The 13,590-nt window shown below is 61.1% G+C and carries 9 protein-coding genes; 5 read left to right on the top strand and 4 right to left on the bottom strand.

Annotated elements, in window-relative coordinates:
- The first annotated feature begins 24 nt into the window (after nucleotides 1-24).
- Nucleotides 25-2,049 (top strand): M1 family metallopeptidase, encoded by a 2,025-nt coding sequence (locus QM649_RS04200; RefSeq protein WP_415197763.1) that lies wholly within the window; start codon nucleotides 25-27, stop codon nucleotides 2,047-2,049.
- Nucleotides 2,050-2,225: 176 nt separating this feature from the next.
- On the top strand, nucleotides 2,226-4,256 hold the full coding sequence (locus QM649_RS04195; protein WP_415197762.1) for a beta-N-acetylhexosaminidase: 2,031 nt from the start codon (nucleotides 2,226-2,228) through the stop codon (nucleotides 4,254-4,256).
- A 93-nt stretch (nucleotides 4,257-4,349) separates the two neighbouring features.
- Here the strand turns inward: QM649_RS04195 and QM649_RS04190 are convergent, their stop codons facing one another.
- From QM649_RS04190 to xylB, 3 genes are all read right to left on the bottom strand, one after another.
- The gene (locus tag QM649_RS04190) at nucleotides 4,350-6,182 is read right to left on the bottom strand and encodes a diguanylate cyclase (RefSeq protein ID WP_415197761.1); all 1,833 of its coding nucleotides are present in this window, start codon (nucleotides 6,180-6,182) and stop codon (nucleotides 4,350-4,352) included.
- A 181-nt stretch (nucleotides 6,183-6,363) separates the two neighbouring features.
- Nucleotides 6,364-6,699, bottom strand: a complete 336-nt coding sequence (locus tag QM649_RS04185) for a hypothetical protein (protein WP_415197760.1) — start codon at nucleotides 6,697-6,699, stop codon at nucleotides 6,364-6,366.
- 61 nt (nucleotides 6,700-6,760) lie between these two features.
- The gene (xylB, locus tag QM649_RS04180) at nucleotides 6,761-8,230 is read right to left on the bottom strand and encodes a xylulokinase (RefSeq protein WP_415197759.1); all 1,470 of its coding nucleotides are present in this window, start codon (nucleotides 8,228-8,230) and stop codon (nucleotides 6,761-6,763) included.
- 183 nt (nucleotides 8,231-8,413) lie between these two features.
- On the opposite strand from xylB, the gene QM649_RS04175 reads away from it, so the two are divergent.
- The 3 genes from QM649_RS04175 to QM649_RS04165 all read left to right on the top strand — a co-directional run bounded on the left by QM649_RS04175 (nucleotide 8,414) and on the right by QM649_RS04165 (nucleotide 12,518).
- Nucleotides 8,414-9,817: a M16 family metallopeptidase gene (locus tag QM649_RS04175; RefSeq protein WP_415197758.1), complete on the top strand. Its 1,404-nt coding sequence runs from the start codon at nucleotides 8,414-8,416 to the stop codon at nucleotides 9,815-9,817.
- Entirely contained in the window at nucleotides 9,817-11,232 is a 1,416-nt protein-coding gene (locus QM649_RS04170; protein WP_415197757.1) for a M16 family metallopeptidase, read from the top strand. Before QM649_RS04175 ends, QM649_RS04170 begins: the two co-directional genes overlap by 1 nt.
- Nucleotides 11,233-11,327: 95 nt before the next feature.
- A complete protein-coding gene (locus QM649_RS04165; protein ID WP_415197756.1) occupies nucleotides 11,328-12,518 on the top strand; it encodes a tetratricopeptide repeat protein in 1,191 nt (396 codons plus the stop codon).
- Between the two features lie 73 nt (nucleotides 12,519-12,591).
- Here QM649_RS04165 and QM649_RS04160 read toward each other — a convergent pair whose 3' ends face one another.
- Nucleotides 12,592-13,542 (bottom strand): hypothetical protein, encoded by a 951-nt coding sequence (locus QM649_RS04160; protein WP_415197755.1) that lies wholly within the window; start codon nucleotides 13,540-13,542, stop codon nucleotides 12,592-12,594.
- Nucleotides 13,543-13,590 lie beyond the last annotated feature (48 nt).

Below are 13,590 nucleotides of genomic sequence, written 5' to 3'. Positions count from 1 at the left end.
CCGCAGAAAGAGAGAACTGCTTTTATGCCGCATCGCCGCTCGCTTCCGCTCTTCTTCGTTGCTGCGTGCAGTCTTGCCCTTCCGGCTCTTGCACAGAGCGCGAACTCGTATGATCCGCGCACGACCTTTGCTCCGCTCACGCTGCCCGATCCGGTGAATGCCTATCGCTCGAGCAACGGCGCGCCCGGTCCGGCGTACTGGCAGAATGAGGCCGACTACGAGCTGCACGCGCAGCTGGATACGTCAGCGAAGGTGCTGCACACCCACGAAATCATTACCTACACAAATAATTCGCCGGACGGGCTGCCGAGCCTTTGGATTCAGCTCGACCAGAACATCTACCGCAAGGATTCGCGTTCTCGCGAGATGTACGGTTCCGGCCGTCCGCGCCGTCGCAATGCAGCGCCCGAGGACGGTCCGCAGCCCGCAACGGACGGATACGTGCTCGATTCCGTGGCCATAGAGACGCAGGGCAAGGCGGAGAAAGTGGATTATGTCGTCTCCGATACGCGCCTGCAGGTGCGGTTGCCTGAGGCGCTGCGTGGGCATGGCGGCCAGATCCGCATCCGTATCGACTATCACTACCAGATTCCAGGTCCGTGGGGCGGGCGCACATCGTGGGGCACGACGACTGGGTCGGTAGATGACAAGCCCGGTGACCTGCCGAAGGGCGACATCTACGACATGGCGCAGTGGTTTCCGCGCATGTGCGTCTATGACGATCTTCGTGGCTGGGACACGCTGCCTTATATCGGCAGCGAGTTCTATCTTGAGTACGGCAACATCGATTACTTCGTGACCGTGCCTGCGAACATGATCGTTGCGGGCTCGGGTGAGCTGGTAAATCCGAAGGACGTGCTCACTCCGACGGAGATACAGAGATTCGAGGAAGCGAAGAAGAGCGACAAGACGGTCGTAATCCGCGGTGCGTCTGAGGTGACGTCGCCCGCGAGCCGTCCGAAGCAGTCCGGCGATCTGACGTGGCATTTCCGCATGGAGCATACGCGCGATGTGGCGTGGTCGGCTTCGCCAGTCTTTGTGTGGGATGCTGCACGTATCAACCTTCCTGACGGCAAGACCTCTCTAGCGATGAGCTTTTATCCGCCGGAGAGCGTTGGCCCAAACAGCAAGGGCGAGGATGCTTGGGCGCATTCGACCGAGTACGTGAAGGACACGGTCGAGCACTTCTCGAAGCAGTGGTATCCGTACCCCTGGCCGGCGGCGATCAACGTGGCGGGTTTCTCGACGGGCATGGAGTATCCGGGCATCGTCTTCGATGGCATCCCGGACAGCGGTGCCTTTCTCTTCTGGGTGACGGCGCATGAGATTGGCCACGACTGGTTCCCGATGATCGTCGGCTCGAACGAGCGACGGCACGCATTCATGGATGAGGGCTTCAACACCTTCATCGACATCGACGAATCAGCAACATTCGCAGGCGGCAAGTATGGGCCGAAGCGCGATTCGGAATACTCCGCTGGCGGTGAGCCGCCGGACATGATTCTGAAGGTGCTGGATAATCCGGATGCGCCAACCCTGATGAGCCGTGCGGATGGATATCCCGGAAACCTTGGCCATCCTGTGAGCTACTTCAAAGGCGCGTACGGCATGGTGCTGCTGCGGGAGCAGATTCTTGGTCCCGAGCGCTTCGACTGGGCCTTCCGCAAGTACATCCGTGACTGGGCGTTCAAGCACCCATCGCCTTCGGACTTTTTCCGCGAGATCGAGAGCGAGGGCGGGGAAGACCTGTCGTACTTCTGGCGTGGCTGGTACCTGAACAACTGGAAGTTCGATCTTGCGGTGGACAGCATCGCGGACAACAAGGTGACGATCAGCAATCGCGGACAACTGGTTCTTCCGGCGACCTTCGAGGTGAAGTTCACGGACGGCACGAGCGAGCGCGAGAAACTGCCGGTGGAGACGTGGCTCTCCAAGGGCACGCTGGTATGGGCTCCGGACAACGGCAAGAAGATCGCCTCGGTGCTTGTCGATCCGGATCATGTGCTGCCGGATGACGATCGCAGCAACAATGAGAAGAAGGCAGAGTAGTGGTTCTGCGAAGGGCGTGGCTGGATGCCACGCCCTTTGTTTTGCGAAAATCAGGTGTTCGTCTAGACAGGTATACTGTCCCTGCTCAAAAGAAGCCTCATTCCATCAGACAAAGCGGAGGTAGTGTGCGCGCGTTGGATCGTTGTCTTTCTGCCGGTATGTTTCTAGGACTTGCCATGGGTTCCATTCCTCTTCAGGCGCAATCGTCGACCTTTGTGAACACTCTGATGCCGCAGCCTGCACACCTCACGGTGGGTAGCGGATCGCTCGCGCTGGGCACGCAGTTCACTGCCTGCGAAGACAAGTTTCATGACGGGCGTCTTGACCGCGCGGTCAGCCGCTTTCTTGTTCGTCTGAAGAATGAAACAGGCCTGCAGATTGCGACGGCGGCAGGGAACTGCTCGGCCACACTGACGATAAGCGTCGATGGCGCAGGCGAGGCGATTCAATCGGATGATGAGAACGAGACCTACTCGCTTGAAGTGACTCCGAATGGACTGCATCTGCATGCGGCCACGGTGGTCGGCGCGATTCACGGCCTGGCTACGGTGTATCAGCTGGTGCAGGCCTCGGGTTCGGGATGGGAATTGCCTGCGGTAACGATTGACGATGCGCCGCGCTTCCGCTGGCGCGGTTTGATGATCGATTCGAGCCGCCACTTCGTCCCCATCGACGTGATCTATCGCACGCTCGATGGCATGGCTGCGGTGAAGATGAATGTCTTTCACTGGCACCTGAGCGATGATCAGGGTTTCCGCATCGAGAGCAAGGTCTTTCCCAAGCTGCAGGAGCTGGGCTCGGATGGCGATTACTACACGCAGGATCAGGTGCGCTCGGTGATTGCGTACGCGCGCGATCGCGGTATTCGCGTGGTGCCGGAGTTCGACATTCCCGGGCATGCGATGTCGTGGCTGGTGGGCTATCCCGATCTCGCGAGCGGCGTCGGCACGGACGGGAAGGGCAATCACCAGGGACCGTATGCGATTTCGCGCGAGATGGGGATCTTCGATCCGGTGCTCGATCCCACGCGTGAGTCGACCTACCAGTTCCTCGATAAGTTCCTCAGCGAGATGACGGCGCTCTTTCCCGATCCTTACTTTCACATCGGCGGCGACGAGAACAACGGTGTGCAGTGGAAGAACAATCCACGCATCCAGGAGTTCATGAAGTCGCATGACCTGAAGGACACGGCCGCGCTTCAGACGTATTTCAACCAGAAACTGTTACCGATTCTGAAGAAGAACAACAAGAAGATGATCGGCTGGGATGAGATCTTCACGCCGACTCTGCCCAAGGATGCCATCATCCAGTCGTGGCGCGGCTTTGACTCGCTCGCAGCAAGTGCGAAGGCTGGCAACGGCGGCATTCTGTCGGCGGGCTATTATCTCGACCAGATCCAGTCGGCGGAAGAGCATTACAAGGTCGATCCGATTCCTGCCGGCAGTGATCTGACGCCGGAGCAGGCTTCCCGCATTCTGGGCGGCGAGGCGGCGATGTGGGCTGAGCATCTTTCACCGCGCAGCATCGACTCCCGCATCTGGCCGCGCGCCGCGGTGGTTGCAGAGCGCCTGTGGTCGCCGCAGTCGGTGAGCAACGTGGACGACATGTATCGCCGTCTGTGGGTGGAGTCGGTGCGGCTTGAGGACTTCGGTCTGCTGCATCTTGCGGCTGAGGACATTGGGCTGCGCAAGCTGGCCGCTCCCGAGATCACAACACCGGATCAGATCGCTCCGCTGCGGGTCTTTGCCGATGTCCTGCAGCCGGTCAGCTTCAGCCAGCGTTACCAGCTGCAGCACACCACGCAGCTGACTCCGCTCGATCACCTGATCGACGCGGTGCGGCCTGATCCGCCTTCACGCCATGAAGTGGAAGCGGCGGTTGCCGAGTATCTGAAGAATCCGTCTGCAGACTCTCCTGCACATGCGCAGCTGACAGCCTGGTTCCAGCAGTGGGTGAAGACTGCGCCGCAGCTTGCGCCGCTTATGAAGGCGCCGTTGCTGCAGGAGGCTGCGCCAAAGGCGGAGCAGTTCGGTCAACTGGGACAGATCGGGCTGGATGCGCTGAAGTATCTCGACGCGAAGCAGGCCGCACCCGCGGGCTGGAAAGATCAGGCGCAGGCGCTGCTGAAAGGCGCGAATGAGCCGATCGGCATGGTGCGGTTCACGGTGCTGGAGCCTCTCAAGCAGCTGGTGGCGAGCGTGCAGTAGCGCTCGCCCTGAGCGAATCAAACAGGCTGGAACGAAGTGAAGCCCGCACGGAGAATCTCCGCGCGGGCTTTGTCTTTCCAGAAGGCTTCTTCGTCAGGCTATTTCGATTGATCCCGCCATTTTCAGCTGGTTGCGCCCATTGGCCTTGGCCTCATAAAGAGCAGAGTCGGCGGCGCGCAGCAGGCTGTAGTAGTTGCCTTCCGTGGTTGCGCGGGTCACAGCGCAGCCTGCGCTCAGGGTTGCGACTCCTGTGGGGTTGTCACTGTGCGTGATGCCGCAAAGGCGCACCGCTTTCAGGATTTCGGTACATACATCGATGGCGCCCTCGTAGCCTGTGCCGGGCAGAATGACCGCGAACTCTTCTCCTCCATAGCGTGCGGCGAGGTCGGTAGCGCGGTTCGCGGATTGCCGTATGGCGCCAGCCACCTTGCGCAGGCATTCGTCGCCGGAAAGGTGTCCATACGTATCGTTGTAGCGCTTGAAGTGGTCGACATCGAGCATGAGGATCGCGATCTCGCTCGCATCTCTGACTGCGCGATGCCATTCGCGCTCGAGCGCCTCGTCGAAACGGCGTCGATTGGCGAGGCCGGTGAGGCCGTCGATGCTGGCGAGCTCTTCGACAAGCGAGAAGGCGCGAGCCAGCTCTTCTTCTGCACGTTTGCGATCCGTGATGTCCCTCACGACGGTGACGTAGCCGGTCGCTTCGCCGGTCGCGGGATCAAGAAGCAGGCGCGGATTGGATTCCATCCAGTGGTGGCTGCCGTTCTTGGCCAGTTGCCGGTAGGTAATGGAACGGATCGGTCTGCCTGCGCGGAGGTCATCGAGCTTTTCATCGAAACGCTCGAGATCGTCCTGGTGGATATACTCCCGGTACGATCGGCCGACCAGTTCTTCCGGGGTCCAGCCAAGCAATTCGACGATGGCTGGGGAAACATAGTCGCGCATGCCCTTGAGATTGGAAAGGATGATGATGTCTCGCGAAGATTCCGCGAGCAGGCGGAATCGGGCCTCATTGATTTTGAGGTCCTGCTGAAGGCGCTGGCTGTTGGCGACCACCACATCCACGAGATAGAGCGTGAACATGTTCAGTGCGATGAAGCACTGGAGGAAGAGATCGCGATGCGCCAGCGTCGCGTCCGGGATCAGCGCCGTGGGGCCGCGGCCATGGGAGGTGAAGGCGCCGCTGATTACGGTGACCGTCAGCAAGCCGAGCGCGGAGCCGGTGAGTCCCATGCGTACACCGAGCAGCAGCAACAGGGGCGTGAGTGCAAAGAGTACGGGGTAATGCTGCTGGGCGAAGACCGCGATGCTCACTGCGACGAGGAGGAGGAAAAGCCCGGCTGCTTCAGTCCGGGAGTAGCGGCGGACACCGGTCCTCAACCTGTAGCTGAGATACGGCGGCAGGACGGTCGCCATACCGAGGACGTCTGCCAGGTACCAGTTCCGGATGGTGATAAGCCGATCCATGGAGGTCCAGGAAAGCCCGCTCGCGAAAACGACGGACGAGGCCAGCGAGGCCGCGATGGAAGCGACGCCCATGCCGAAGACGACCATGGCTGCGAAATGGCGCCACTTGGTGAGATCCGGGCGTGGACCGGTCACGCGGGAGATGAGCATCCACGCCAGCAGGACTTCGAGCGTGTTACAGGCTGCGAAGTAGAGCGAGGAGCCCACGGGCCAGGAGAGCGCGAAGTTTTCTGCGAAGTCGATGCAGAAGGCCAGCGCGAGATACGCGGCGATACGCTTCCAGCTTCGCGGTGCGCAAAGCAGGTATGCGGTGAGCAGGGCATTGGTCGGCCACAGGATCGTAATCCCGCCAGAATGCCAGCTCCCCAGATTCATGATCGAGGCCGCTACATCCGAGGAGATAAGGAGGAGTGCGAGTCTACCGAGATCGCGGCCCAGGGTCTGCCGTCTTGCTTCCATTCCCATCCTTGTTTATCGGCTGTGAGGCAGAAGGAGCCAGCCGGAATCAACTCTTTCCTGCGAAGGAAGAATGTACACCCACGTGCTTGTGTGATTGCACGCTCCATTGCCTGGCGCGAGAATCGGGCCCGATTGTTTACCTTGTTATTATCCGGGATTGGGACGGGAATGCGGCCGGGATTCAGTACGGCTGGTACTTCCAGGTGGTCGGGATGTAATAGGTATCGAGGTACCAGCCCAGCAGGAACAGGATCGCCATGCCGATGAGCGCCGCAAGGTAGAGGCGAACCGGCAGGGTGCGCAGAATGCCTGCGCCCGGACCGTGGCCCGGCATGCGCTGCTCAAAAAGAAGACCGCTGGCAAAGCAGACACATCCTGCCAGTACCACGCGGCTCAATGAGCGGATCAGCCGTTCTTCCCAGCCCATTCCGGGTACCAGAAAGGCGCTTCCCAGCAGCGACTCGAGGGACAGGAGGCTGAGCAGGAGGGAAGCGATTTTGCCGATTTCGCTGAGCATGGGGGCTACCTGTATTCCAACGGTGTGCGGCTGGAGGAGCCGGCCGCACACCGGATCCAGGTCAGCCTCGGATGTTGCGGAGTGCCGGATACACCTGCCGGAACCCCTTGTACCCTTCAGCATACCGCGCAACTGCGGCCGCGTCGGGCTGAATCTGCTCTGCTACCTCGATGGCGGCAGCGCAGGCTGCGTCGGTATCGGCCCATGCTCCTGCGCCGACGCCTGCGAGCAGGGCAGCGCCAAAGGCTCCGCCCTCTTCGGCGGTGAGCACATCTACCGGGTAGCCGTAGACAGAGGCCTGCACGGAACGCCAGAGCGGGCTGCGGGCTCCGCCGCCGCCTAAACGCACGCCTTTGACCGGGATGCCGAGTTCGGAGAAGAGGGTAAAGGTGTCCTTGAGCGAGTAGGCTACGCCTTCGAGCACGGCGCGCACGAGATGACCGCGGCCGTGTCCGGCCGTGATGCCGACAAAGGCGGCGCGTGCCTGGGAGTCGAGATGCGGCGTACGCTCTCCGAGCAGGTAAGGCGTCCAGAGGAGGCCATCGCTGCCGGCAGCAATCTTTGCGGCTTCGGCGGTGAGCTGGTCGTAGGATTCGCCGGAGGCGATGGTTTCGCGCAGCCAGCGCAACGAAAGGCCAGCGGCCTGCGTCACGCCCATTACATGCCAACGACCGGGGACAGCATGGCAGAAGGTATGCATGCGGCCCAGCGGATCGCGTGTAGGCGCGGCGGTCGCGGCGAAGACCACGCCCGAGGTGCCGATGGTGGCCGAGACCGAGCCCGGCTGCAGGATACCCATGCCGACCGCGCCAGCGCCCTGGTCTCCCGCGCCCGCAGCGACCGGCGTACCGGCGGTAAGGCCGGTGACGGCTGCGGCCTCCGGAGAAACCTTCGCGCAGATCTCCGGCGATTCGAAGAGCTCCGGCAGCCAGGATTCAGGAATGCCAGCGCCCTGGGCGACTTCTTTCGACCAGCGGCGATTGGCGACATCGAGCAGCAGTGTGCCCGAGGCCTCATGTACGTCGATGGCATAGGTACCGGTCAGGCGGAAGCGGACGTAGTCTTTCGGGCACAGGATGTGCTCGGTCTTTGCGAAGATCTCCGGCTCATGCTCCTTCACCCAAAGCAGCTTGGTCAGCGTGAAGTTGGGCAGGGCGGGATTGGCGGTCAACTCGATGAGATGCTCGCGTCCGAACTTTTCATGCAGCCAGTCGCACTGCGCATCGGTGCGCTGATCGCACCAGATGAGCGAAGGGCGCAGAACCTCGCCCTGAGCATCGAGCAGGACAGCCCCGTGCATCTGGCCGGTGAGGCCGACAGCGTCGACCTCTACGCCGGGCACAGTGGCGATCACATCACGGATGGCCTTCTGCGCGGCGCGCCACCAGTCTTCGGGGTCCTGCTCGGCCCAGCCGGGCTGAGGACTTGCGAAGGGAATATGCTCCTCTGAAGCCGAGGCCACGACACGGCCACGTTCATCCACCAGCACCGCGCGGGTGCCACCTGTTCCGACATCCAAACCAAGAAACACGCCAAACTCCGGGTTAGCCAAACCTTGGGCTAAATCGATATAGCTGCCCACTTACTCTACACCGTGAGGACGTCGGTGGAGAACCAAAATCCTTGGGGCTTCTGAACTTCCCGGCTCGCACATTCGTAGCTGGCTGTACACTTCGTAGCACAGCATTCAGCAACAGGAAATGGAGCACGCACGATGAGGCTTTGGAAGAGCTGGGCAGCCGCTGCTGTCCTGGGTCTGAGCGTCGCCGGACCAGTTGCGGCGACAGCCGGCGCGCAGGCGACTGCGGAGAAGGTGCCTTACACCTACTACAAGCTGCCGAACGGGTTGAAGGTTGTTCTCTCACAGGACTCGACCGCGCCGACAGTGGCCGTGGGCGTTTACTACCAGATCGGTTTCCGCATCGAGCCGCGAGATCGCACCGGCTTCGCGCATCTCTTCGAGCACATGATGTTCCAGGGCTCGCAGAACCTGGGCAAGATGCAGTTCATCCAGCTCATTCAGAAGAATGGCGGCATCCTGAACGGTTCGACGCGCTTCGACTTCACCAACTATTACGAGGTGCTGCCTTCGAATACGCTGGAGACGGTGCTGTGGGCGGAGTCCGACCGCATGCGCGGTCTCGACATCACCGATGCGAACCTCACTAATCAGAAGGGCGTCGTCTCGAACGAGGTGAAGGTGAACGTCCTCAACCGTCCGTATGGCGGCTTCCCCTGGCTCGACATACCGCAGTATGCGAACACCAACTGGTATAACGCGCATAATTTCTATGGTGATCTGGCCGACATCCAGGCGGCGACGCTCGAGGATGTGAAGAAGTTCTTCAAGACCTACTACGCGCCGAACAACGCGGTTCTGGTGGTGGTGGGCGACTTCGACACCGCGCAGGCGAAGAGCTGGGTGCAGAAGTATTTCGCATCGATCCCGTCGGCCGATGTTCCGCCGCTGCCGGATCTGACCGAGCCGGAGCAGACCGCGGAGAAGCACGCCAGCCGCGAAGACAAGCTGGCGAAGAAGCCTGCACTGGCTTTTGCCTATCACATGCCTCCGCGCCTGAGTAAGGACTGGTACGCGATGGGGCTGCTGAACCAGATCCTGCTGCAGGGCGATGACAGCCTGCTGGTGCAGGAGCTGGTGAAGAAGGATGGCTACGCGAGCTCGGTGGATGGCGGCATCAACGAACTGGGCAACATGTATGACTATCGCGGACCGATGCTCTTCACCGGAAGCCTGATCCATGACGACACTGTGTCGTCGGCGCAGATCATGGGCGCAGTCGACACGGTGGTGCAGGGAGTGATCGACAAGCCGGTGGACGAGGCGACACTGCGCCGTGCACAGACCAAGCTGGTCTCGTCGCTTTATGACGACGAGGGAAATCTCGGTCTCGGCAAGGTGGATCTGCTGGCGAGCTTTGCGCTCTTCGATGACGATCCCAGTGAGATCAATGCGCTGGTGGCGAACTTCAACAAGCTGACGCCGGCCGATCTGCAGGCCACGGCTGCGAAGTATCTCCGTCCCCAGAACCGCACGGTCCTTGAAGTCACCGTTGCGAAGCCGGCCGCCGCACCCGCAGGCGCCAAGGGAGGCAACTGATGCACGTTCGCGCTCTGACTCTTCCGCTTTCGCTGGCCATACTTGCCGCACCGGTACTGCCCTTTGCCATTGCGCAGGATGCGGCTCCTGCCCATGTGAAAGAACAACCGCCCGCGCCTGCTCCCGCGCGGCCCTTTCACCTTGCGCCGCGCACGCGCTACACGTTGCCCAACGGCCTGACGGTGAACCTGCTCGAATATGGCACTGTGCCGAAAGTGTCTATCACGATCGAAGTGGCCGCGGGCAAGGTGAACGAAGATCCGCAGCATACCAACCTGTCCGTGTTGACCGCGGAGCTGACGAGCGAAGGCACCACCAGCCTGACCGGCGAGCAGATCGCGCAGAGGTCCGGAGATATGGGCTCGACTCTGTCCGTGAGCGGCGGTACCTATCAATCGTCGTTTGCGATGGACGTTCTCAGCAGTAACGCGGCCGATGCTGTCGGGCTGCTCGCGGACGTCATCGAGCACCCGGCGTTCCCCGCGAAGGATCTCGAGCGGCACCGTGCCGATGCGCTGCGTCAGCGTGCGACGGCGCTGGCGAATCCCGGCTTTCTCGGGCAGCAGAAGTTCGCGCAGATCCTGTATGGCGACCAGGCGTATGGCCGCCTGCTTGCCACCGAGGAGGAGCTGAAGAGCTACACCCTCGACGATGTGCGCGGTTTCTACAAGGCAAATTTCGGCGCCCAGCGCACGACGATTTACGTGGTCGGTCACTTCGATGAGAAGGCCGTACGTACCGCGATCGACAAAGCCTTCAAGGCGTGGGATCGCGGGCCCGCGGTCGCGTGGGCCGATCAGCATGCGGCGGAGGGCGCGCACTTTGCGTTCATCGATCAGCCGGGCGCGGCGCAGAGCAATGTAATCTACGGCATTCCGGTGGCCGATGTCAGCTCGCCGGATACGACGCAGCTGCAGGTGATGAACTCGCTGCTCGGCGGCTCGTTCGGTTCGCGTATCACCGCAAATATCCGCGAGCAGAAGGGCTATACCTATTCGCCACACAGCTCGCTCTCGCAGGGATACGGGACGAATATCTGGGCGGAGAATGCGGCGATCACCACTGCGTCGACCGGCCCGGCGATCACCGAAATTCAGAAAGAGATTAAGCGGCTGCAGGACGAGCCGCCATCTGCGACCGAAGTGCAGAACATCCAGCGCTACGAGGATGGTGTCTTCATCCTGCGAAACTCCTCGCGTCAGGGCATTCTGTCGAACCTCAACTTTGTGGATTTCCACCACCTCAACGACTCCTACCTCACTGGCTATGTCGACCGCATCAATGCGGTGACGCCTGAGCAGGTGCAGGAGACGGCGAAGAAGTATCTGAAGGTGGATGGCATGACGCTGGTGGTGGTGGGCGACCCGGCTGTGGTCAAGCCGCAGCTGACGAGCTTCTCCTCACAATCGAATTAAAACCGTAGTCGAACGAATCGCAATGCGCCGGCCTCATGCTTCATGGGCCGGCGCATTGACGTTTGTGGCGGCGATCCAATAACGTTCACGGCAACATGCGAGCAAGCGCTTTCCGTGTCTTTTGCCGTGCGTCTTTCCTGTGCGCAGCGGCCTTTGTTTGTCTTCCGCACGCATTATCCCAGGCGCAGGGCGACCAGCTGCAATCCACGTATCGTGATGGCATCGCGGCGATGAAGGCCGGCCATCCCGATCAGGCGGAACAGCTCTTTCGCCGCACTACGGAGATGGATGCCAGCTTTGCGCCGGGGTTTCTCGACCTGGGACTTGCACAGCTTCGTGAAGGCAAGCTGCCCGATGCGATTGCATCGCTGAACAAGGCGCTGGATCTGGATGCGAATGCTCCGGGTGCGGATCTCTTTCTCGGCATCGCGTACTACCAGACCAATCATGCCGATGAGGCTGTCGTGCATCTGCAAAAGGCGATTGCGGCGAATCCCAACTCGGTCGAAGCGAATTTGTGGATGGGAATCGTGGAGCTGAGCACGGGACATCCCGAGCTGGCGACCGCGCCGCTCGATCATGCAGCGGAACTGTCGCCGAAGGATGAAAACATCCTCGACTATCGCGGACAGGCGCACATGCAGGTGGCGCGGGCGAGTTATGCCACGCTCTACCAGCTCGATCCGGGATCGTGGCGGGTGCATCGGCTGAAGGCGCAGATCGCCGATGAAGGCGAGCATCAGCAGCAGGCGATCGACGAGTTTCTCGCGGCGATCAAGCTGGCTCCGAAGCAGGCGGATCTCTACGAAGAGCTGGGCGATGAATATCGCAAGACGGGCGCCACGGAGCTTGCGGAGAAAGCCTACGCACAGCAGCTCGAGCTGACACCGGGTAATCCGGTGGCGATGTACAACCTGGGCAGCATCCGCGTGGATCGCGGCGAAGAAAAGACCGGCGTGCCGCTGCTTGAGCAGGTGGTGAAGCTCTACGGGCATCCCACCGTGGCAGATTATTATCTCGGCCGTGGCCTTGCGACGGAGGGAGAGAATGCGCAGGCAGAAGCGGCGCTCAAGCGGGCGACGCAGGTCGAGGGTGAGGTGCAGCGCCGGGCATGGTATGAGCTGGGACAGCTCTATCGCAAAACCAATCAGCCGGAGCAGGCGCGGGCAGCGCTCGAACAGTACCAGTCTCTGCGGCAGGCGAACGATCGCGAGACCGCGCGCAAGGAAGAAGACTGGAGGCGGCTAAATGCCTCGGGAGGAAATGCGCTCGCCTCTCAACCGTAGCGCAGGCCCGGCCAGCTACAAAAAAGGCTCCCCATGCGGGGAGCCTTTTTTGCGTGTGTCCTTTACAGAATGACTACTGAACCACCGAGTGGAAGAGCGGCGATTGCAGCAGGGTAGAGAACTGGCTGTCGGAAGCCGCGAAGCTGACTTCGAGGTCGCCTGCGCTCGAATCGATGGTGGTGTCGTCGATGGCCGACTTCTCGACCGCCGTGCCGCTCACCTTCTTGTACATCGCCGCCGCATTCAACAGCGAAGACATAGTGGCCGCGGTGAAGGTATCCGGCGTCGAGACGACGAGGTTGAACTTCACACCGTTCTGGAAGTTCATCGTGTAGCGCGAGCCGAGCAGACGCTTCTTGATGGAATCGTAGTCGGTGAGCTGCGAAGCTTCGCCAAGCAGGCCGTGCATCATGTACTGGGTGCCCTTGTCATCCATGATGCTCCAGAGCGGCTCGGTGTCGACCGAGGTCATCTGCTGCAGCATGTTGGCATTGTTGAGCAGGCCCGGCGCGAGGCCATCGCGGACGTCCATGGCGATCTTGAGCGCGTCGCTTGAGCCGAAGACCAGCGTCGTCGGATTCAGGAAGACGACCAGCATGCCGCTCTTGCCCATCGGGTAGAGCTTGTTGTCGCGGATGACCTGCGGCTTGACCTTGCTCTTCTTGATGTTGGCCATGATGCTGGAGAGATCGAACTGCCCCTGGGCGATGCCAACGGTCTTCGTATCCTGATCGCTGACACGGAAGGCGGCAAACGCCAGCTCTTCGACGTCATGATTCTCATTGAAGCCCGAGTTCTTCATCGCTTCTTCGAGTTGCTTGAGCGGCGGCGGCAGTACGCGCGCCTTCAGATCCATGGCCGCCTGCGAGTTCTGCATGGCGCGGTAATCGACGACGATGATCTGCTGGATGTTCTTGGGAATTACGGAGCGCGCATCGTTATCCAGCTGCGCGGCGTGGGCCGCCATCGGCGCGAGCACGGTCGTGCCCACTGCCAGAAGCGCTGCCATTGCAAGACGTTTCATCTGCTTATCTAGCCTCATTGCTTTATCCTTTCGGCCGGCGGTCCTTCA

It is taken from the genome of Silvibacterium sp., assembly GCF_047605705.1.
Taxonomy (GTDB): domain Bacteria; phylum Acidobacteriota; class Terriglobia; order Terriglobales; family Acidobacteriaceae; genus Silvibacterium.
Note: the sequence above shows the minus strand (reverse complement) of the source record. Positions and strands in the feature narration are given on the sequence as shown.